Annotated in this window: 27 protein-coding genes and 1 pseudogene; 4 read left to right on the top strand and 24 right to left on the bottom strand. The window is 39.8% G+C overall.

Annotated elements, in window-relative coordinates:
* Window positions 1-115: 115 nt before the first annotated feature.
* The gene (locus tag COS96_03320; GenBank protein PIU43674.1) at window positions 116-304 is read left to right on the top strand and encodes a hypothetical protein; all 189 of its coding nucleotides are present in this window, start codon (window positions 116-118) and stop codon (window positions 302-304) included.
* A gap of 160 nt (window positions 305-464) precedes the next feature.
* Here COS96_03320 and COS96_03315 read toward each other — a convergent pair whose 3' ends face one another.
* The 17 genes and pseudogenes from COS96_03315 to COS96_03235 all read right to left on the bottom strand — a co-directional run bounded on the left by COS96_03315 (window position 465) and on the right by COS96_03235 (window position 15,165).
* A complete protein-coding gene (locus COS96_03315; protein ID PIU43673.1) occupies window positions 465-908 on the bottom strand; it encodes a hypothetical protein in 444 nt (147 codons plus the stop codon).
* Between the two features lie 59 nt (window positions 909-967).
* Window positions 968-1,375 carry a hypothetical protein gene (locus tag COS96_03310; GenBank protein PIU43672.1) on the bottom strand — a complete coding sequence of 136 codons (408 nt, stop codon included), beginning with the start codon at window positions 1,373-1,375 and terminating at the stop codon, window positions 968-970.
* 12 nt (window positions 1,376-1,387) lie between these two features.
* Window positions 1,388-1,699: a hypothetical protein gene (locus tag COS96_03305; protein ID PIU43671.1), complete on the bottom strand. Its 312-nt coding sequence runs from the start codon at window positions 1,697-1,699 to the stop codon at window positions 1,388-1,390.
* Window positions 1,684-2,051, bottom strand: a pseudogene (locus COS96_03300) (four helix bundle protein). The gene COS96_03305 and the pseudogene COS96_03300 overlap by 16 nt, the downstream one beginning before the upstream one ends.
* Window positions 2,052-2,071: 20 nt before the next feature.
* Window positions 2,072-2,656, bottom strand: coding sequence for an ATP-dependent Clp endopeptidase, proteolytic subunit ClpP (gene clpP, locus COS96_03295; protein ID PIU43670.1), 585 nt, complete (start codon window positions 2,654-2,656; stop codon window positions 2,072-2,074).
* 14 nt (window positions 2,657-2,670) lie between these two features.
* Window positions 2,671-4,026: a transcription termination/antitermination protein NusA gene (gene nusA / locus COS96_03290; protein ID PIU43669.1), complete on the bottom strand. Its 1,356-nt coding sequence runs from the start codon at window positions 4,024-4,026 to the stop codon at window positions 2,671-2,673.
* An 834-nt stretch (window positions 4,027-4,860) separates the two neighbouring features.
* Window positions 4,861-6,402 carry a methylmalonyl-CoA carboxyltransferase gene (locus tag COS96_03285; GenBank protein PIU43668.1) on the bottom strand — a complete coding sequence of 514 codons (1,542 nt, stop codon included), beginning with the start codon at window positions 6,400-6,402 and terminating at the stop codon, window positions 4,861-4,863.
* 4 nt (window positions 6,403-6,406) lie between these two features.
* A complete protein-coding gene (locus tag COS96_03280) occupies window positions 6,407-6,934 on the bottom strand; it encodes a biotin--[acetyl-CoA-carboxylase] ligase (GenBank protein PIU43667.1) in 528 nt (175 codons plus the stop codon).
* 9 nt (window positions 6,935-6,943) lie between these two features.
* Entirely contained in the window at window positions 6,944-7,402 is a 459-nt protein-coding gene (locus tag COS96_03275) for a hypothetical protein (GenBank protein ID PIU43666.1), read from the bottom strand.
* Window positions 7,368-8,981 (bottom strand): pyruvate carboxylase subunit A, encoded by a 1,614-nt coding sequence (locus tag COS96_03270; GenBank protein ID PIU43665.1) that lies wholly within the window; start codon window positions 8,979-8,981, stop codon window positions 7,368-7,370. Before COS96_03270 ends, COS96_03275 begins: the two co-directional genes overlap by 35 nt.
* A complete protein-coding gene (locus COS96_03265; protein ID PIU43664.1) occupies window positions 8,968-9,603 on the bottom strand; it encodes a hypothetical protein in 636 nt (211 codons plus the stop codon). The genes COS96_03270 and COS96_03265 overlap by 14 nt, the downstream gene beginning before the upstream one ends.
* Window positions 9,600-10,259, bottom strand: coding sequence for a hypothetical protein (locus COS96_03260; protein PIU43663.1), 660 nt, complete (start codon window positions 10,257-10,259; stop codon window positions 9,600-9,602). Before COS96_03260 ends, COS96_03265 begins: the two co-directional genes overlap by 4 nt.
* 6 nt (window positions 10,260-10,265) lie before the next feature.
* On the bottom strand, window positions 10,266-11,210 hold the full coding sequence (locus COS96_03255; protein PIU43662.1) for an enoyl-[acyl-carrier-protein] reductase FabK: 945 nt from the start codon (window positions 11,208-11,210) through the stop codon (window positions 10,266-10,268).
* Window positions 11,211-11,214: 4 nt separating this feature from the next.
* Window positions 11,215-12,696: a hypothetical protein gene (locus tag COS96_03250; GenBank protein PIU43661.1), complete on the bottom strand. Its 1,482-nt coding sequence runs from the start codon at window positions 12,694-12,696 to the stop codon at window positions 11,215-11,217.
* A 12-nt stretch (window positions 12,697-12,708) separates the two neighbouring features.
* Window positions 12,709-13,437: a 3-oxoacyl-ACP reductase gene (locus COS96_03245; protein PIU43660.1), complete on the bottom strand. Its 729-nt coding sequence runs from the start codon at window positions 13,435-13,437 to the stop codon at window positions 12,709-12,711.
* 12 nt (window positions 13,438-13,449) lie between these two features.
* A complete protein-coding gene (locus tag COS96_03240; GenBank protein PIU43659.1) occupies window positions 13,450-14,043 on the bottom strand; it encodes a biotin transporter BioY in 594 nt (197 codons plus the stop codon).
* A gap of 69 nt (window positions 14,044-14,112) precedes the next feature.
* Window positions 14,113-15,165, bottom strand: a complete 1,053-nt coding sequence (locus COS96_03235) for a hypothetical protein (protein ID PIU43658.1) — start codon at window positions 15,163-15,165, stop codon at window positions 14,113-14,115.
* Window positions 15,166-15,187: 22 nt separating this feature from the next.
* Here COS96_03235 and COS96_03230 point away from each other — a divergent pair, with 22 nt between their 5' ends.
* Window positions 15,188-15,727, top strand: coding sequence for a hypothetical protein (locus COS96_03230; GenBank protein ID PIU43657.1), 540 nt, complete (start codon window positions 15,188-15,190; stop codon window positions 15,725-15,727).
* Between the two features lie 8 nt (window positions 15,728-15,735).
* On the opposite strand, the gene COS96_03225 is transcribed toward COS96_03230, so the two are convergent.
* From COS96_03225 to COS96_03210, 4 genes are read right to left on the bottom strand one after another with little or no spacing between them, the layout of a single operon-like run.
* Window positions 15,736-16,008, bottom strand: coding sequence for a hypothetical protein (locus COS96_03225; protein PIU43656.1), 273 nt, complete (start codon window positions 16,006-16,008; stop codon window positions 15,736-15,738).
* A gap of 4 nt (window positions 16,009-16,012) precedes the next feature.
* Window positions 16,013-16,219, bottom strand: coding sequence for a hypothetical protein (locus tag COS96_03220; GenBank protein PIU43655.1), 207 nt, complete (start codon window positions 16,217-16,219; stop codon window positions 16,013-16,015).
* A gap of 56 nt (window positions 16,220-16,275) precedes the next feature.
* Window positions 16,276-17,406, bottom strand: a complete 1,131-nt coding sequence (locus COS96_03215) for an acetyl-CoA acetyltransferase (GenBank protein ID PIU43654.1) — start codon at window positions 17,404-17,406, stop codon at window positions 16,276-16,278.
* A gap of 21 nt (window positions 17,407-17,427) precedes the next feature.
* Window positions 17,428-18,000 (bottom strand): hypothetical protein, encoded by a 573-nt coding sequence (locus COS96_03210; protein ID PIU43653.1) that lies wholly within the window; start codon window positions 17,998-18,000, stop codon window positions 17,428-17,430.
* A gap of 22 nt (window positions 18,001-18,022) precedes the next feature.
* Between COS96_03210 and COS96_03205 the strand changes: the two genes are divergently transcribed.
* Both COS96_03205 and COS96_03200 read left to right on the top strand, forming a co-directional pair.
* The gene (locus COS96_03205; protein ID PIU43652.1) at window positions 18,023-18,694 is read left to right on the top strand and encodes a phosphoesterase; all 672 of its coding nucleotides are present in this window, start codon (window positions 18,023-18,025) and stop codon (window positions 18,692-18,694) included.
* Entirely contained in the window at window positions 18,694-19,620 is a 927-nt protein-coding gene (locus COS96_03200) for a hypothetical protein (protein ID PIU43651.1), read from the top strand. Before COS96_03205 ends, COS96_03200 begins: the two co-directional genes overlap by 1 nt.
* On the opposite strand, the gene COS96_03195 is transcribed toward COS96_03200, so the two are convergent.
* From COS96_03195 to COS96_03185, 3 genes are read right to left on the bottom strand one after another with little or no spacing between them, the layout of a single operon-like run.
* Window positions 19,621-19,995, bottom strand: a complete 375-nt coding sequence (locus COS96_03195; GenBank protein PIU43650.1) for a YraN family protein — start codon at window positions 19,993-19,995, stop codon at window positions 19,621-19,623.
* 41 nt (window positions 19,996-20,036) lie between these two features.
* Entirely contained in the window at window positions 20,037-20,375 is a 339-nt protein-coding gene (locus tag COS96_03190; GenBank protein PIU43649.1) for a hypothetical protein, read from the bottom strand.
* On the bottom strand, window positions 20,359-21,135 hold the full coding sequence (locus COS96_03185) for an XRE family transcriptional regulator (GenBank protein ID PIU43648.1): 777 nt from the start codon (window positions 21,133-21,135) through the stop codon (window positions 20,359-20,361). The genes COS96_03190 and COS96_03185 overlap by 17 nt, the downstream gene beginning before the upstream one ends.
* Between the last annotated feature and the right edge of the window lie 35 nt (window positions 21,136-21,170).

Below are 21,170 nucleotides of genomic sequence, written 5' to 3'. Positions count from 1 at the left end.
GCTTGTTGCCACCGCCCCGTTTAAGGTCATTGCTCCGTCAACTGTCTTGTTCTGGCAATCAAAGGTCTTATTGGTAAAAAATGTCGGATTATCAATACAGGTTGTTGGTTGATCAATGATATCAGCGGTTAATTTTACTGTACTGGAGCAATTCGTATTGTCATTCAAAGCAGCCGTGCAATCAACGCAGGTATTGCAAGAACAAACGCCGCCACCGTCTATACTAAAAGCAAACGCAGGGGGAGCGAAGCTGATAAAAAGAGTTATTAAAATTATGGTTAAAAACTTTTTCGCCATAGACTAGTATCAAGCATCAAGTAGTCAGCATTAAGGGTGTCTCCCACTTCTTGATTCTTGATTTATTATACATTTATCTTAAGAAAAGAAAAAGAGGGAATTTGAGAAAGGGAGATTTGGGAAATAAAAAACCGGCTATAGATTCGACCAGTTGGTACTACAAACAATCATTTGCCAGATCTGATCCTCGTTACTCCGACAATCAAAAGGAGGATGATAAGAATGGCATTGGCGGTGGAAGATATCGGGACTTCTCGCGGTTCTAACGGAACAGGGAGATCATTTTTTTTGCAAACGCATCCCTCGTTAGTTTGGCCATTTTGATTATTATCTACATCATCGCTACAGTTTTCTGCCACGATGGGATTTACTCCTTTATTATTGTCGTTATAATCAGTGCCCAAAGGCGGTGGACAAAAATTCCAATCTAGTTTCAGATACCCGTCTCCATCAAGGTCTTTTGCGCAATCTGCCGGACAATTGCCACAATTCTCACTCTCATTCGAGAACCATTCGCAGATGCCATTTCCGCAACAATCGGCAGAAATTACGCTCGTCGCCCCTCCAATGCTTAATAAAAAAACTAACAATACAGGAATAATTACCTGCAATCTTTTTTCTACTCCTCGGCATTCTTCCGCCTTTTTGTTTTATAATTTTCTCATAAAACCTACGGGTTGTTATTTAAAACTCTCCATCCTGCCCCCGTACAACCATAGAAATTACCATCTCCACTATTATAATAAATTAAGCCCCTAGTGGTGCCATCGCAAGTTGCGCTAATTTGGCCTTGAATTCTTATCGGTCCGGCTACGTCCAGTTTTGCATTTGAGTTCGGCGTCGTCGTCCCGATGCCGACATTGCCATTGGCGACGATTAAGCCAAGGGGAGCATTACCAGTATTCAATATCAAACCATTTAATTTTTCTTGCATATCAGGACCAACATTAAGCGGAGCTTTTACATTTCCCCCAGGAGGAGTCGCAGTCGGCTCGGTCCATGCCCAAACAACTCCAACAGCCATCAGACAAGAAATAGCAATGACACTTAATGATTGAGAAAAAAATTTTATATTCATATTTTTTAATAATTATTGGTTTATTTTATTTTCTTTTAATATATTATCCAATTGCTCTCTTTTTTTATCAGAAATCGGATTGGCAACAGTATTTCTTTCTATAATTTTTTCTATTTCCTCTTTCTCTTCTCCTGATGGCAACTCCGTTATGATATTTTCTTTCATGATTTCCTCTATCGTCTTTTCCTGCGGGGCAGGGGAGAGATTTTGTCGCCCTTTTTCTTTATTGTAAATCAAAAAAATAATGATGGCAATCAAAATGGCAACCGTCATCAAGACAATAAATATAACTTTAGAATTTTCTTTGTTTAAAAATTTAACCATATTTTTTTAAATCTAAATATCAATGCCAGTTTATGCGCCTCTTTATACAATTCTCTGCACCTCTCCGCTTTTTCAGAATTGGCCTTGGCTATCATTCTGAACCAATGCATTGTTTCCTTTGATTCTTTTTTGCAAATAGCTATCTTATGTTTGAAATCTTTTTTAGATTCTGCTCCGTCTGCTTCCATGTAATTTGCCCCTACGCTAGTCCCTGAACGAACCACTTGGGATTGTTAATAGGATTTTTGGGTAATTCCTTGGCAAATTCGATAATATCTTCGCCAAACACAGCTGTCCTTTCTACTAAATCGTATTTATTTTTAGATTTTAGATTTTGAACTTGATTTGACATTTGACATTTAGATTTTGGATTTACGCTTTCGTCTTTATCACCTCATCTACTATACCATATTCCTTGGCTTCTTCGGCGGAAAGATAGAAGTCTCTGTCAGTGTCTGTTTCCACTTTCGGCAAGGCCTGTCCGGTATGCTTGGCCAAAATCTTATTTAATCTTCCTTTGATTTTTATAATCTGCTTGGCTGTGATTTCAATCTCCGTCGCTTGTCCGCTTACGCCTCCGGCAACCTGATGCAATAAAATTTCCGCATTAGGCAGAGCAAATCTTTTCCCTTTAGCTCCGGCGGCCAGTAAAACAGCGCCGAAAGAAGCGGCCAAACCGACACAAACAGTGGAGATATCCGGCTTAACATATTGCATGGTGTCGTAAATAGCCAAACCGGCCGGGACTGAACCGCCGGGGCTGTTGATGTAAAGCTGAATGTCTTTTTTGGAATCCTTAGACGCTAAAAATAAAATTTGAGCCACAACTAAATTAGCCGTGATGTCATTTATCGGGCCGGCTAAAAAGATAATCCTTTCTTTTAAAAGACGGGAGTAAATATCATAGGCCCGTTCGCCATATTGAGATTTTTCTATAACAGTTGGAACTAAAGTCATGTCTCTAAAAATTTTTAATGACCCAATTTAAAAACCGAACGAACATTACGCTTTCTTAGGCTTTGCTTTCTTAGGCTTTTTTCTGGCTTAGTAGGAGATAGTTTCTTTTCTTCCTTGACTTCTTCTTTTTTTGCATCTTGTTTTAATCCTTGACTTTCTGCTTCCGCCTTTTCAGCTCGTTCTATGCCCTCGTTGTCATTTTCTCCTTTAACATCAATTTTCCAGCCCGTTAACTTGGCGGCCAATCTGACGTTCTGGCCTTCTTTGCCTATGGCCAAAGACAGCTGGTCTTCCGGCACAATTACCAGAACTTTGTTTTTCCCTATTATCCTCACATCTACCACTTTAGCCGGAGCCAGAGCATTGGCAACGTATTTTTCCGGTTTTTCAGAATACTCAATAATGTCTATTTTTTCTCCGCCCAGCTCGTTGATAACTCCCATAACTCTGGTGCCTTTTTGTCCGACTGTCGCTCCGATAGGGTCAATGCCTTCCTTAGAGGAAAAGACAGCTATTTTTGTTCTGGAACCTGCCTCTCTGGCGATTGATTTTACCTCAACTTGTCCGTCAGCGATTTCCGGAACTTCCAATTCAAAAAGCCTTGAAACAAGTCTTGGATAGGCTCTGGATAGAAAGATGACCGGACCCTTGAAAGTTTCTTCAACTTTAACAACAAAAACTTTTAATCTTTGACCGATCTTGTAAAATTCTCCGGGAACCTGCTCTTCTCTTGTTAAAACTCCGAAAGTTTTTCCGATGTCCAAAAAGACATTCCTATTTTCTATTCTCTGGACTATGCCGGAAACGATTTCTCCTTCCTTGGATTTGTATTCTTCGCGGATGCATTCTCTTTCCGATTCCCTTATTTTCTGCATCAAAACCTGCTTAGCTGTTTGAGCGGCAATACGGCCATAACCTTCCTGAATTTCCAAGGGAATGACTAATTCGTCGCCAATGCCCAATTTGGAATTTTCCTTCTTGGCCTCCTCCAATAAGATATGTTTTTCCGGATTAAACTTTACTCTTCCGCTCTCGTCTTTTCCTTCCGCCATTTCCATCTCTTCTCTTTTTTCCCTTCTTTCTTTTTCCTCTCTGGACTCATCAAGACCCTCCTTAGGCAATTCTTCCTCTTTTTTTTCTTCCTCAAAATAAACCAAAGTGTCGTCAACCACTGTTTTGGACTGCCAAAAATTAACCGCTCCTGTTTCAGGGTTTAGTTTAGCTTTGATTACCTGCCCCTTTTTTCCGTAATCTTTCTTATAGGCTGTGGCAATGGCCACCTCAATAATCTCCAAGATTTTTTCTTGGGGAATCCCTTTTTCTTCCGCTATTTGGCCAATGGCCGAAATGAAATTTTTTATATCTAACATAGTATTTTAATATTTAATTCTGTTAATATTTTAACATATAAAGACTTAAAAATAAAAGCCCGATTCTGTCGGACTAAAACTAAACTAAAATCATCTTATCTCAAAAGGCATTTTTTGTCAAAAAAAAGAAGGAGGATGGCCTCCTTTTGCGCTCAATGAATAAAATTCATACATAGATTCTATATATACCACCTTGCCTCATCTTTACAACATTCCTTACACGGCCTAGTAGACTCCTTTCCAGTATTACAGTCTGTTATCTTTGTTCTTTTGGTTCCCTTACATAATGGGCACATTTTTTCGTTATCATCTTTTTCTGCGTCTTTCATTTTCAAGTGTATTAAATTTTTAAATTTCTATTTACAGAAAAGTTTTCTTTATAATAAAAAGAAGAATCTCTTCTGGGAAAGAGGGGAGTCGCTCATAATTTTTAACTTCTAAACAACAACTTACCCCTTTCTCAAGAGAGATCTGATAATAATGCTAATAATTATATTCCTGCTCAAAACCATATTTTTCATATCCAAATATTACCAAAACCCAAATTCCCTGTCAAATATTAAATGCTAAATAAAAAATTGCCAAGGGAAGGGGTTCGAACCCTCTCGCCCACGTTGTAATCATGGAGTCCGCCTCTCTCTCTTTAGTTAGAGGACAACTTCTCCCTTGGCATAAAAAAGAACTAAAAGCAATTCCCTCGCTCAAGAGGACCCCGCTATCAAGATCTGGAGTTGAATGCGTTAAGTGTTCGGATTGAGGGGTAGCTGTGGGTATTCTCAATATATCAAATTATAAAATGCTGTCAAGGTTTTGAAAATTGAAAATTGAAAAAAATTAGAGGGGGATGTTGCCGTGCTTTCTGTCCGCCCTGATTTCTCTTTTATTCTCAAGCGACTCCAGGCACTTAATCAAAACCGTCCTCGTATCTTTGGGATTAATTATCATATCCACCTGCCCCAGCTTGGCCGCCTGAAAAGGATTAAGGAATATGTCTCTCATCTCTTTTATTTTTTCTTCTTCAAATTTCTTCGGCTCTTTGCTGACAGCAATCTCTTTTCTGTAAATAATTTTTACCGCCTGTTCCGCTCCCAAGACAGCTATTTGGGCCGTCGGCCAAGCGATAACCTTATCATAACCGAGCTTGCGGGAGGCGAGAGCGATGTAAGCTCCGCCAAAAGCTTTCCTCAATATAATGCTGATTTTAGGAACCGTTGCTTCGGCAAAAGCATATAAAACTTTAGCTCCATGTCTGATAATTCCTTTGTATTCCTGGTCAGCACCGGGGAGATAGCCGGAAGTATCAACTAAATTGATTAAAGGAATATTAAAAGCATCGCAAACTCTTACGAAACGGGCGACCTTATCAGAAGAATCAATATCAAGTGTTCCGGCCATAAATTTTGTCTGGTTAGCCACGACTCCGACAACGCTTCCCGTTAACCTCGCCAAGCCGACTATGGAATTCACGGCAAAACCGGATTGAACTTCAAAGAAAGAACCTTTATCAAAAACCTCATCTATGATTTCTTTCATATCATACCCCTTCTTGTCTTCTTCGGGCATAATCTCCAACAGCCTTAATGATTCTCCTGAAAAAACCTCTGACAGAAAACTCTTGCGCGCCGGAGCATCTTCCATATTATTTTGAGGCAGATAAGAGAGAAGCTTCTTTGCTCCGAGGAAGCAATCCTTCTCATTTTTGAAGACAAAGTGGGCGCAGCCACTTTTTACGGCATGAACAGAAGCTCCTCCTAAATCATCAAAAGAAACTTCTTCGCCCGTAACCGATTTTATCACCTCCGGACCGGTAATATACATTTGAGAAATACCCTCAACCATAAAAACAAAATCAGAAAGCCCGGGAGCATAAGAAGCTCCTCCAGCTGAAGGGCCAACGACAATGCTGATCTGGGGGATGACGCCGGAAGCGCTTATCATGGCCTTAAATATTCCGGCATAGCCGTCAAGACTGGCTATTCCTTCCTGAATCCTAGCTCCGCCACTGTCAATAATTCCAATCACCGGACAGCCTGTTTTGGAAGCCAAATCAATGACCTTAATTATTTTTTGAGAATGCATTTCCCCCAAGGAACCGCCTATTTTTGAAAAATCCTGGCTGTAAACATAAACATGGTGTCCGTTAATCTTTCCGAATCCGGCGACAACTCCGTCTCCGGCAATTTTTTTCTTATCCATCCCCAAAATATTAAAACGGCTTTCAACAAAAAAATCTACTTCCACAAAACTGTCCAAATCTAAAAGCAAGTCAATTCTTTCTTTGGCAGAAAGTTTTCCTTTTTGATGTTGCTGCTCAACTAATTCAGAACCTTCCAGTTTTTTTAAATTTTCCTCTAATTTTTCAAGTTCTTTTTTCATATATTTATTGGCTGATGGTTTTTAACTGCTCTTTTAATCCTTCCACGATTTGTTTTAAAATTTTCTCGTTATCTGCTTCTTGGCCTGTTTCTATTTTAATGGATGTGGCCGCATTTTCCAATTGCGGAGAGAATTTTTCTATATTCGTGTTCAGGCCGATCCCGATCACTGACAACTTGATATCGCTACCGATGACATTTTCAGTCAAAATTCCGCAAACCTTTTTTTGATTTACCCAAATGTCGTTCGGCAATTTGATAAAAGGTTCTAATGAAAAATTATTTTTTATAACCTTAGCTGTAATAAAAGCGGCTAAAATAGTTATTGTCTGCAAGTCATCTATATTGCTTTTCGGTAAAATAACTGAAAAATAAAGCCCACCCTTAGAAGAATGCCAGTCTCGGCCCTCTTTACCATGGCCGGCATTCTGCTCATCAGCCCAAATAACCGTCCATGGCTCAACCCCCTGTTCAGCCATCTCTTTAGCCGTTGAACTCGTTGACTCAAGTTTCTCAAAGTGTTTTATATTCATAATTTTATTTTACTCTAATTTTACTAAAATGTCGCCTGAATTTACCAACTTTCCGGCCTCGGCTTTTATTTCTTTTACAACTCCTGCTGTTTCGGCCACGATTTCATTTTCCATTTTCATGGCGATTAAAGTCATCAGTTTCTGGCCGGGCTTGACCTTGTCTCCTTTCTTAATATCAATGCCGGAAATCGTTCCCGTAAGAGGGCTTTTAATTTCTTTTCCTGCCCTGGAATCCCACAAAACCGCCTCTGTTTTCCATCCCTCTGAACCGGACGCTAATTCTTTCTCATCAACGGGAATCAATTCCTGAAATTCATTCTCCTTAAAGAAGAAATCTTTGTCATCAACTCTAACTTTTAAAAAATCTCTGTTTATTTCTGAAACGTCAACCTGATAATATTTTTCTCCAATTTTAATCTTAGTTTTCATAGTTTTAAAACCGTTTCCACGCTCCATGCCTGCCCGCATTGCTACGCCAGCCCGACAGCCTGATGGCAGTCATGGTGGCGGGCAAAGCGTTGCAGGCGGGGCGAATTGATGTTTTCCATTTATTGGAAACATCTTTGTCTTTTTCCGTTCCCTTCATTTCTTGATAAATACTGGCCACGAAAAAAGCTATATCTTTTTCGTCTAATGGCTTGCAAGTTTTAAAAATTTTCTTTTCTCCTTGAGGAAATTCTTCTTTAAGTTTCTCTATAATATTTTCCTCTTTGATAAAAGAAGTTGAAATTTTCGCCTCCTGAAAAGCCGGGCTACTGATCAAAGTTCTAAAAAAGGGGATAAGGGTCGGAACTCCTTCAATAATAATCTCGCTAAAAGCTCTTTTGGCTCTTCTGATGGCCTGATTCCTATTCTTACCGAAAACGACCATTTTGGCAATAAGGCTGTCAAAAAAAGGATATATTATCTGCCCTGTCTGACAAAAGGTATGCATCTCAATTCCCTTGCCCATCGGAGCAAGATATTCTTCAATCTGGCCGGCATAAGGATGAAAATTATTTAAAGCATCTTCAGCGTTAATACGAAACTCAATGGCCGAACCGGAAAAAATAATATCTTTTTGCCTGATTTTCAATTCTTCTCCTCCGGCGATTCTGATCTGCTGAGCAACAAGGTCAACTCCGGCAATTATTTCCGTTATGGGATGTTCAACCTGTATCCGGGGATTAACTTCAAGAAAATAAAATTCCTTATCTTCGTCAAGCAAAAATTCCACTGTTCCAAGACTTTCGTATCTCATATATTCCCCGATTTTTACCGCTACTTCCAACATTTTATCCCTGATCCTTCTATCCAGTAAAGGAGCCGGGGCTTCTTCAACAAGTTTTTGATGCCTTCTTTGAATAGAACATTCTCTTTCTCCGAAGTGAACAACTCTGCCTTTTCCGTCTCCCAATATCTGAACCTCAATGTGACGGGGTCTTCTTAAAAATTTTTCAATAAAAATCTCATCTGAACCGAAAGCGTTCTTCACTTCTCTTTTTAATTTATGAAAAGTTTCTATAATCCTATTTCTATTTCTTTCTTCAATAACTTCTATGCCCATTCCGCCTCCGCCGTTAGCTGCTTTCAATATGAATGGGGGATCAATCCTTCTGGCATTATCCCAACACTCTTCATCGCTTTTGAGCGGACTTTCCGTTCCCGGCAACAAAGGGCATTTAACAGCTTTGGCTATTTTTTTAGCTTCTATCTTATCGCCCAATTTTCTTAAGGTATCGAGCTGAGAACCTATAAATTTAATGCCGTTTTTCTGACAAAGTTCAGAGAAGGCTCCGTTTTCTGACAGAAAACCATAACCGGGATGGATAGCGTCCGCTTTAGCCATTTTGGCGATCTGGATTATTTTCCCCTGATCAAGGTATCCTAAAATTCCATCTTCTTCCATGCAATAAGATTCGTCGGCAAATCTGGTTTCTAAAAACTGCCATTTATCCACTCCTCTTGGATAAAGAGCAACTGTTTTTATTCCCATCTCTTTGCATGTGCGGATTATCCGCAGGGCAATTTCTCCTCTATTGGCAATTAAAATTTTACTGATTGTCATATGGATAAGGTTTCCCGCAAATTTTAGAAATTTCTTTCATCATTCCGTCAGTTTTCTCCCTAAGAAATTTATGGAAATCATCAACATCTTCTTCCTTGAAAATCATCGGTTTGCCGATCTCAACAATCCTCCCAAATAATCCCTTTCCCTTCCTCATCCCCAAAGGAACTATGGGGACTCCGGCCCTGACGGCCAACTCCACGGCTCCGGTTTTTCCCCTTAACAGATATTTTTTCCTGTTCGTCGTGCCTTCCGGATAGATTACGACTATTTTCCCGGCATTCAAATGAGGGACTACTTTTTTGACAAAATCCTCTCTGTTGATTTTCTTCCTGTTGATGGAAATTGTATTAGCGAGATAATAAAGAATTTTGGAAGGAAGCCAGAGTAGCGGTTCGTCCAGCGCTCCTATAAATCTTATATCTCTTAACTTGTCTTTTAAGGCAAAGGAGATAATCCAATGATCAAAGCTGTTAATGTGGTTCACAGCCACGACAAACCCTTTCCCCAGCAATTTTTCTTGAGCGATAATGTTTTCCTGATAACTGATAATTTTTTTGACGAACAATCCGACGATAGGGAATATAAAAAGCTTAGAAAATAAGGCAAAGGGAAGTTTCATATTACTAAACTTTTAATTTCGGCCATAACCCTTTCGGTGATGCGCCGGCAAACTTGCTTGTATTCTTCTGTGCCACATTCCAGATTTTTCGCTTCAGCTAATTCCTTTTCAAAAACGAGTGGCTTGCCGACATTGATACGGATGAGTTTTTCTATTTTTATCTTCCCGCCTTTCGGAGGCATAAGATCGTATGTCCCTCTAATCCCGACCGGCAAAATAGGAACTCCTGTTCTCAAATAAAGCTTGGCTGTTCCCCATCTTCCTTCCCCAACTTCCCCGGTTCTTGACCTTGTCCCTTCGGGATAAATTATTAAACAATGCCCCTTTTTTAAATAACTTATTGACTCTTCCAGCGATCTTTTTTTTGATTCCTCGCTTTTCCTGTTGAGATGGATTACTCCGGCGATAAAATAAAGAAGATAAAGAAAAACTTTTATAACGCCCCTATAACTGTCCACCTGCCCTATAAAATGGAATGTCTTGGGCACACAAACATATCCGGTAGCCATTTCATCCATATGGCTCTGATGATTAGCCATCAAAATAAAATTGCCTTTCCGGGGAACGTTTTCCAGCCCCCTGACTTCCTTTATGAGAAATTTATCAACCAATGGTTTTACGCAAATTTTGCAAAACCAAGACATTATAAAATTCATAAATTTTTAAAGTAATTTTTCTGAAGCGGTTCTGACCGCCTCTTCAATTCCTTTAACAATGTCGTCTATTATTTCTTGGCAAGTTTTAATTTCTTTTATCCCTCCGGCGCAAATTCCGCAAAGCAGGGGAGACTGATCAATATTTCCTGTTTCCGCCCGCGATCCGGCGTATTTCTCGGCTTTTATTTCTTCCGGGAAAGGATTTTTCGCTTCCAATTCTTTAACCTTTTCGGTCAAGGCGTTCTTAAGCATCCTTAAGGGATGACCGGTAAATCTGGCCACAGGAACGATATCTTCATCAATAGCGTCTATTATGGCTTTTTTGTAATTTTCATGGACCTGGCATTCTTTGCTGGCCAAAAATCTTGTCCCCATTTGGAAACCGTCTGCTCCCAAAATAAGAGCTGCGGCTGCTGTTTTTCCGTCGTAAATTCCTCCGGCCGCTACGAGGGGAATGCCTTTAAGCTTTTCTTTTGTTTGAGGAATCAGACAAAATGTAGTGTCTTCTCCGATGTGTCCTCCCGATTCTGTCCCCTCAACAACTACGGCATCAGCGCCGTTGTCTTCCATCTTTTTGGCCAGACGGGAAAAGGGAACGACGGGTATTATTTTAATCCCGGCTACCTGAAGGTAAGGAAAAATCGGCAAAGGATTTCCTCCGCCGGTAAAAACAACTTTTATTCTTTCTTTAATTATCACTTTCAATAAATCAGCGGCCGCCAGATTCTGCAACAACAAGTTAACGCCGAAAGGCTTATCAGTAAGTTCTTTCGTTTTTTTTATTTCCTCCTCAAGCCATTTGGAAGGAAAAAATCCGGAACCGATAACGCCCAGCCCTCCGGCATTGGAAACAGCTGAAACCAATATGGATTCAGAAACGCCGGCCATTCCTCCTTGGATTATGGGATATTTAATATCTAAAAGTTTTGTCAGTTTATTGTTTTCAAACATATGTTTATAAATAAAGCGGTTCCTTTTTTAATGTTTCATTTGCCTCATCGACCAATTCCTTTATTAATTTTTTGACTGTAGTCATTTCTTTGACTCTCCAAACATTTTCTCCGGCGAAAACCAAGCCGTTTTCCACATCGCCTTTGCGGGCGTTTTCCAAAGCCTTCAAAATACAATATTTTTTATTGCAAACCGTTATGCATCTCTGGCATTCTTTCGGATCGGGTTTAGGCCCCTCTCCTCTCAAAACTTTTTCTATGAACGTCGTCTTCACCGCCCTTCCCGGCAATCCGGCCGGAGAGGGGACAATAACTATATCTTCTTCCCTGGCTTTTATATAGACGTCTTTAAAGTTCTGATGAACGTCGCATTCTTCAGTAGAAACAAACCTTGTCGCCATCTGGACCCCCTTAGCTCCGATCTTCAACATTTTCACAATATCGCTCCCTGTAAAAATCCCTCCGGCGACGATTACCGGAATTTTAACCGCTTCCACAACTTCTTTAAGAACGTCCTCTGTTTTCCTAAATGGACGAGGCGCCGGAAAACCAAGATGCCCGCCGGCTTCCTTACCTTCAACAACAATTGCAGTGGCGCCCATTTGTTCTCCTCTTTGAGCTACTTTGGCTGACGAAGCCAAACAGAATATAGGGGTGTGATATTTCTTTCCTAATTCAAAAATATCTTCCCTAAATCCGGCCCCCTGGATAACCAAATCTATTCCTTCCTGCATAGCCACTTCCAGCATTTCTTTAAAACGGGTCATCATTCCCATAATATTTACTCCTATCACCCCTCCTGGTCCGGCTATTTCTCTGGCTTTCCTGATTTCTGTTTTCACTTCTTCAGGGTCCATCATTCCGGAAATAGCGATGATGCCGATGCCTCCCTCCTTAGCAACATTGCCGGCCAGATTATGAAGAGAAACTCTGACAGCCATTCCTCCTTGAATTATAGGATATTTAGCGAAGATATTGCCTATTCTCAAGGGCGGAAGTTCAGTTATGGCCACCGGCTTTCCTCCAGCGCCATATTTTTCTTTAAATTCTTCTTTATCAACAACTGCCACGACAAATCGGACCTCGCATTTTCTGTCTTCTCCGACATATGCTTCTCCCTTGAAATTAGCAACTTTGTCTCCGTAAAATCTAACCAGCTCAACTTTATATTTTATTTTATCGCCGGGGAAAATCGGCTTATAAAAGAAAACGCTCCTTACCTGATAAGCGAAAAGGTGTTTTTTCTCGTTTCCGGCACCCATTTTTTTTCTCAAAAGAATAGTTCCGATTTGAGCGATTCCTTCAACAACTAAAACGCCGGGCATAATCGAAAAACCGACGAAATGTCCTTTGAAAAATTCATCTTCAGGAGAAGTATTTTTGTATCCTGTTATCGTATCTTCTGTAATGCTCTCCACTTCATCAACCCAAAGAAATGGTTCGCTATAGGGAATAATCTCTTTAATTTGTTTTTTATCTAATATCATAGGAATTAGGAATTAGTATAAGCCACCGTTGACATTAATAACCGCTCCGGAAATAAAACTGGCTTCGTCTGACGCTAAAAAGCTTACGGCATTGGCGATTTCTTCCGGTTTGCCGAATCTTCCAAGGGCAGTAAGTCTTTTGGCCCCAACCCTTACTTCTTCCGGCAAATTTTCCGTCATCGGGGTTTCAATAAAACCCGGCGCCACAGCATTAACATTACAGCCGAATCTTCCTATTTCTTTAGCCAGAGACTTAGTGAAAGCAATTACTCCTGCCTTGGAAGCGGCGTAATTTGTCTGCCCGAAAGACCCTATTTGTCCATTGACAGAAGAGAGGCTGATAATTTTTCCTTGATTGGGGATCAGCAATGGCAACATTGCCTTTGAACAATTAAAAACTCCTGTCAGATTAACATCTATCACTTTCTGCCATTCCTCTGTTGTCATTTTTGCCAAAGTCCTGTCCTTGCAGATGCCGGCGTTATTAACCAAAACATTCAATCCGCCGAATTCTTTTTGAATATCTTGAGCCATCTTCTCAACATCTTCCATCTTAGAGATATCTGCCAAAAAATATTTGGCGCCATTGCCGAGTTCTCCAACCAGTTTTTTCAAATTTTCTTCTACGAAAGCGATGTCATTCAAAGCCACCTTCGCTCCTTGAGAAGCGAACTTTTGAGCTATGGCCTTGCCGATGCCCTGCGACGAACCTGTTATCAAAACCACTTTGTCTTTAAACATATTTTTTTTATTTTATTTTTTAATTTTTTCAGCCATAGGCTGATCCGCCTCTGGCGGAAATTTTTTACTCTTACCGATTAATTTCCAACCGAGGGGCAATAAAAGTCCTGCCAATAAAACCTTCAAGACCTCTCCGGGGAGAAAAGGAATCAACCCGGCTGCCAATAACCTGTCTGCCGGGACAAATCTAGCTAACCATAATAAACCGAAAAAATAAACAATCGAAAGCCCGATGATCATGGCCAAGCCGGTTGTTATTAATTTCCTATCCCAGCCCCTCTCCGCTAATTTTCCGGCAATAAAAGCGGCAAAAATAAAACCGACGATATAACCCAAGGTAGGGGACATCAAGTAAGCCATTCCTCCTCCCAGAGAAAACCAAAGAATTCCGGATAAACCCCCGAATAAATAAGTTATTTGCGATAAAGCCCCTCTTCTCGAACCCAATAAAAGTCCGGAAAGAATAACAGCAAATGTCTGCATTGTTATCGGCACGATCCCTATCTGAAGTTTTATTTTAGCGCAAACCGCAGTCAGCAAAGCAAAAGAAACCACCAAAACAACATCCCTTACAATTACATGGGCCTTAATTGATGTGCGAGGCAAGATAACGCCTATAAAGGTATTCTCAAATGTTTGATTCGTAATTTTTAATTTTTAATTTTTAATTTTGGATTATATTCCCAGTTTGTCTGCTTCAATTTGGACTTCTTTAATACTCCTGCCGACCACAAGGATGTTTTCAAGATTTATTTCCTTAAGAAATGCCGGCAAGTTCTTGATCATAGCTGTTTCCGCGAAAACCCTATCCAAATTAAAAGAATTAAAACTTGCCAAAGCCAAGCCGAAATAAACATTCGCTTTATCTTGTCTTTGAATGTAAATCGCTTCCGCCACATTCAAAATTTCAGGGAGGACGCCGATGATTTTTTTAGTTACCTCTTCTTCGTCGTGAAGATATTTCAACCCTAAATAAAATTCTTTTTTAGCTAATTTCAGCAAATTCTCGGTTGCGCTTATTATCCCTTTTTTGGCATTCAACCCCAAGATGGGTAAATTGATAATTATATCGTTTGAAAAAGCCAATTCAGAAATATCAGCCCCGCCTTTTTTCACAAATCCTTTTTCAGCCAAATCAATCGGCTCCACTTTCTTATTCTTACAAACATCGATTAGTTGAGACTTGGTTGCTGAAACGCCGGCAGGAACGTCATTGAAACTTTGAGCAACGATCTTGATATTTTCGCTTTTTGCTCCTTTGCTTAACAAATAATCAATCATTGCTTCCAAAAATTGAGGACTGGTGTTTTCAGCCAGATAAGGATGCTTGGAAGAATTAATGCTCGGCAAAACCAAGATCTTGCTATCTTCTCCAATTTTCAATCCTCCCAAAAGCCCGACTAAATTATCAATCGCTTCCAAGATGTCGTGCTTCGTCCGCCAAATAGCCACTGCGTTTTTGTCAACGCTGGGGCTAAATTCAACCTCATCGCCGATTTTATATTCTATGGAAGACTTGTGCGCCCAGCGGTTGCCATTCTCGTCTTCCAAGACTAAGGCAAAGAAAGGGGTTTGCGGATGCAGAGTTGTGGAGACCTTTACCTGAGAGACTCCGACAACCTTTGCCTTGCCCGGCAGGCTTCTTTCTAGGATTGAAAAACAATCGGGGCACCTCTCAATCGGATATTGCCAAGCCTTCTGGCATTTTTGACACTTATAAAAACTCATATAGCTTTTTTACCATATTTTCTTGGATATTGGAAGATGTCCTGATATAATCAAAGCTATGGAAAACCTTTATAAAACATACATTCTGCCTGATGGAAACAGGGAAGAACTGAAGAAAACTCGGGGAATAATTATTTCCGGAACAAAGGAAAGGGTCGGAAAAGAAGTAAGACGATTACTTGAACGCAAAAAATACCACCAACTCATTACTGTCGGAGATTTTTGCTCTGTTGAATTTCCTTTTTCTGATATCAAGGTCTGTGACAGAAAGACGAAAAGAGGGGATTTCAAAATTGACTTTGATTTTTCTTTGCATTGCGCCAACCCGGCCGGGACAATTCAAAAAGAAGCTTGGAATATAATAGAGGAGGCCATAAAAAATAATCAAAATGTTCTTGTTGAGGGAGAAGAAGATCTTTTGGCTCTTCCGGCCATCATCTTAGCTCCCGTCGGTTCAGTTGTTATCCGAGGCATTCCCGACAAAGGCGTCTCCTTTATAGAAATCACCCCTGAAATAAAAAAAGCCGTCGAAAACCTTCTACGGATCTTCAACGCCAAATAGATTAAAACTCAAAATTTTAGCTTATAAATCCAATCGTGAGGATCAATTGTAAGAAAATAAACAGAATCTCTGCTGATAAAACGAAAAAAAACTCTATAGCTTTTATCAACACGGAAGCTCCATAATTGCTTGCCCTTTGGCTCTAATTTTTCAGTACGAAGCGATGGGTAAAAAGGATTTTGACGAAATAATTTTTCCTGTTTTTCAGTTTTCACTTGAACTTCTTTTGGCAGATTTTCATAATGTTTTCGAAATTCCTCGGTGATAAAAATCTCTATCATAAAATTACCTCCTTAATTCTCCTAATGATCTTATCTTTTTGATGCGCCCGTTTTTATAATCCTTCTCCGCTAAATCCACGCTTTTCAAAAAATCCTGATTAAAAAAACCGAGATTTGCGGCTAATCTTTCAAATTTTTCAAAATCCATTTCCACTAAAATCTTTTTGGGATTTTTTACTTGTGATCCGATTGTGAGGGTAAGTGAAACCATAATTTAGTATTTTAAGCTCAAAATAAGTATATTCTTTTAAGATTTCCTGTCAATTTTTAAATTTTGCGGAAGAGGTGGACGGTGACGCTGCCGCCGACGCCACCAATGTTGTGAGTTAAAGCGATTTTAGGTTCTTTGACCTGCCTCTCCTTGCATCTGCCCCTCAATTGATTAGAAACTTCGCATATTTGAGCCAATCCGGTAACAGAAATCGGATGGCCTTTCGCTTTTAGTCCTCCGCAAGGATTGATGGGCATCTCTCCATCCAAATTAATTTTCCCGCTCCTTATTAATTCCGCCCCTTTGCCAACTTCGGCAAATCCCAAGTCTTCATAAGACAATAATTCAACTGACGTAAAGGCGTCATGAACTTCCGCTACATTAACATCGCTTGGCTTTAATCCCGCTTGTTCAAATGCTTTTTTAGCCGCCAATCGAGTAGCCTTGAAATGGGTAATATCTTCTCTGCCGAAAGTCAAAAGATAATCCGTTGCAAAACCGGAACCGATAACTTCAATTTCCGAATCGCCTTTTTCTTTTGAAATAACTACAGCCGCTCCGCCGTTAACAGACAAAGAACAATCAAATAATCTCAAGGGAGAAGAAACGATAGGGGAGTTTTTTATTTCCTCAAGCGTAACCGGCCTCTTATAATAATAGGCTTTCGGATTCAAGGTTGCGTTTTGATGATTTTTGAAAGCGATTAAAGACAAATCGTCTTCGGTGGCATCGTATTTTTTCTTATATTGCTGCCAGACTAAAGCGTTTTGGACAGGAAAGAGCATTCCCTCCATCTGCTCAATATTTCTTTCAGCAGCTGATAAAATATGATCAGTGGTTATTTCGCTTAGGTTGTCGGTGAGCCTTTCTCCGCTCAAAACCAAAACATTCTTAAAGCCCAATCTTAGGGCTGTCCAAAAAGCCACTCCGCCTCCTCCGCAGACAGAGGGAGTTTCAATGATAGGAACATTTGTTTTAAATAAATCGGAAAGCAAAGAAACCTTATGGGTCTGGTGCTCTCCGCCCGGGCCGGAAGCGCTGGACATTCCCGAAAAAACAATGGCTTCAATGTCCGTCATTTTCATTTTAGCGTCATCTAAAGCCTCCATTGCCGCATCATAAGCAAACCGCCACCACGGTTCTCGAGAAAAATCAAATTTTGTCATCCCGACGCCTCTTACAAACATAAATTTTTGATTTTAGTGATTTTACCATTTCGCCTTATGCAGACCAAGCTCGTATCCTATCCTATTAATAACAATATGAAGAAAAAGCGTCAAGAAAAGCAAAGCCAGCCAAACACCTAAGTCAATTTTGGAGAAATCTTTGTCAAAAAGCCAAAAGGGGGAGAGGACTAGGCAAACTCCGATGACATAATTAATTTGATCAAAAGGGATAAAAGGCGTCCCGGGCTTCAAATTCGCCCGGCGCTTGATAAAGGAAAAAAGCAAATCGCCAAAAATCATTCCTAGGGATATGGTAACGCCGAAGAATAAAATATTGATCTGATAATAATTTAAAAAACTTACTTCTTTAAAAAAGGGAAATTGGTAAAGCCAAAATTGAAGTCCGACAACCATTGTCCCAGTAATAAGAGAAGATATTATCCCTAGCCATGTTTTATGGTCGCCAAAAATCGGAGTTCCCCTAAATTGCCTGCCTGCGTCAATGGATTTATATAAAAATTTGAAAAGCCCAGTTCTCCTCATCAAGGGGGGAGCCATATTGGCGATATAAGCCGGCAGAAAAAAATACAAACAGGAAAGAATAAATAAAATCATGCAAATATGTTAAGATGATTTTATGAAATGCGATTTACATTGCCATACCTCATATTCCAATGATAGCATATCTTCGCCAAAAAAGATGATAGATGCGGCCATCAAAAAGGGAATTGACTGCTTGGCTATTTCAGACCATAACACAATAGACGGAGTAAAAGAAGCCGAAGAATATGCTAAGGGCAAGGCAATTTTGATTATTCCGGCCATTGAAATAAAAAGCAAAGCCGGAGATATTCTCGGCCTGAACATCAGGAAATCAATACCCAAGAGACTGACCGCTCTTGAAACAATAAGAGAAATTAAGAAAGCCAGAGGAATGGCGATTATCCCTCACCCCTTTGGGATTTTGAAGCACAAATTCAAAGAAAATCTGGAGGGATTGGTTAAGGAAATCGACGGAATTGAGGTCTTAAATTCAACAATGTACGGCTCGGCCAACAAAGAGGCCTTTGATTTCGCTGAAAAACACGAACTCGCTTTTACCGCCGGATCTGACGCGCATTTTTCTAATATGGTCGGCAAAGTCTATCTGGAAATACCGGGAAAAAATCTTTCAGTTGAAGAAATTTTAAGAAAAATAAAAAACAAAGAGGGAAAGCTTGGCGGAAAAGCCGGAAGCTTTCTTGAAAAATTTCTTGAACATTTAAAAAGACACTATCCTAAAATATTAAAAAAGATAATTAAAAAATAATGAAAATTTTAATTACCGGAGCCTCCGGTTTTGTCGGCTCCCATCTCGTAAAAGAACTGAAGAAACAAGGATATAACGACATCAATGAATTTAGCGGAGACATCAGGAACCCTGAAGAAGTCAAAAAAGATGTCCAAGGATGCGATGTTGTTTTCAATCTGGCTGGAGTTATTTCCTATTGGAGCGAAATGAATAAGCTCGCCTACGAAGTGAATGTCCTTGGGGCGAAGAATATGGTTGAGGCCTGTTTAGAATACGGCGTAAAAAAATTAATTCATATAAGCTCCGATGTTACTGTCGGAATAAAGAAAAATGGTCTTGGCGATGAAACAATTCCTTATAGCCTCGGAGGGCTTAAGGTTAATTACTGCGACACAAAACATTTAGGGGAAGAAGAAATTCTCAAGGGGATAGCAAAAGGATTGGATGCGGTAATTGTCTGCCCGGCTTCCGTATATGGAGCCGGCGATGCCAGAAAAATTCAAACAGATATGACTTTTAATTTTAAATTCCCGATAGGCCTTCTTTATCCCGACAATGGCATTGCTGTTGTTGATGTTAATAATGTTGTTAACGGCATAATCAAAGCTTGGCAGGCCGGCAGAAAAGGGGAGAGGTATCTGTTGGTCGGAGAAAATTTAAGCTTTTGTGAAATAAGAAAAATAATAGCTGAAGAAATCGGCCTGAAGCCTCCTTTTATAAAAATACCCAATTGGGCGTTCACCTTTCTGGCTTATGTCTTTTTGGGGTTTTCAAAAATAATCGGCAAAAAACCAAAACTAACTCCTGAAATGGCGCGGATAAACAGAGCCAATTTATTTTATTCAAACAAAAAAGCCAAAGAAGAACTCGGCTTAACTTTCAAGCCATTTAAAGAATCCATAAAGGACTCTGTAAAATGGTACAAGGAAAACGGCTACCTCTAATCAGATGTTCGGAAAGTGTGAAAGCTTAAACTCTTCCGTGCAAGGGTCAACCCTGATGGCGACAACATCTATCTGCCATTTTTTGTCCAAGGCGATTTTGTTTTTGGAAAGCCAGACCTCGGCCGCCCTGGCGATTTTATTTCTTTTCTTGAAGTCCACTTTATTTTCCGGATTAAAGAAGGCGTTTTCTTTAGCGGTTTTAACTTCTACGAAAATAAATGAATCGCCTTTTTCGGCGACAATATCAATCTCCGCTTTTTGAGGTCCGCCGGCTGACCGGAAAACAAAATTCTTATCTAAAATCTTATATCCGTTTTCAAGCAGATATTTCTCGGCAATATTTTCTCCTGATTTTCCCATTTCCCTCGTCCCCATAGCTTCTATAAAACCTAATAATACCGTACCTGCTCAATTCTTTAAGCAGGGGATAGATAATCTTTGATTCTTTCTCGGTCTTCGTTCTCCTTTTCGCCCTTAAAATAGAGCTCAATAAATTCAACTTTAAGAACTTGGCAATAAAAAGCGTAGACAATTCGGAGCGAAGAACCTTTTAAATAACGGCAAAATAAACGCGCCTTAACAACAGCGCATTGTTCGTTTCGCGTAATAACATTGAAATGCTTGCTATTCCCAAGTGGCGCAACATCAATTACGCGCTTAAACTCTTCAAGGTCGCCGGACAATGATTTATATTTTCTTGAAAACCGCTTAAATTCCTTAGAAAATTCCGGCAGTTCGCTATAGTTCGTCTTCATAATTTCTCACAGAATAATGTTCATCGCGATAAAAAACACTTTCATAAGAAAGCGGCTTGCCATCTCCAGCCGTTTTCCAAGGAACGTCCTCGTGGGAATAATTTTCCATTTCCTTAGCGTTTTTATCGGAAAGACGCGCTAAAACATCATCAATGTGCTCTATTTCGCGACCAGACAAAACATTAAGATTCGGCCGCCTAACCGCTAAATATTTTCTTTGCGGATAATTAAAATATTTTCCTTCAACCTTAACGACCTCGCCGTTTTTAATCATATCGTCAACAATGACCTTAAACTCAACGGGAGTGGGACCATAATGATTCTTAATGTAAGTCGCGCCAACCAATTGTTCTTCAAACTTTTCGTAAAAATCAAAATCAATAAAATAAAGCAATTTATAAATTACGGCTTCGCCGACATTTGACTTGCCACCAACTTTTGACAAAATATAAAGCAAAACTTCCTTAAATTTTTTAAGATTTTTCTGCGGAATACTGATTCTTATCCCCTGTTTTTCTCCTTCCGACTTCATCTTTTCTTTCTTGATTTCGACAGCGATAGAGGAATCTTTAGCGTGTCTAAAATCTTCAAACGATATGCCGAAGATAGAAGCTAATTTTCCCGCTTCGGTAATGGTCAAATCCCTTTGGCCTTGCTCAACCTGCATATAGGTCGGCCGGGAAATTCCAAGCTCAGACGCCAGAAATTCCTGCGTCAGATTATTCTTTTTTCGCAATTGCTGAATAAATTTTGAAAGCATAGTTCCAGCATAGACGATGTAAAGTTATTTGTCAA

The organism is Candidatus Nealsonbacteria bacterium CG07_land_8_20_14_0_80_39_13 (genome assembly GCA_002779355.1).
Taxonomy (GTDB): domain Bacteria; phylum Patescibacteriota; class Minisyncoccia; order Minisyncoccales.
This window is presented reverse-complemented; position numbering and strand designations above follow the sequence as displayed.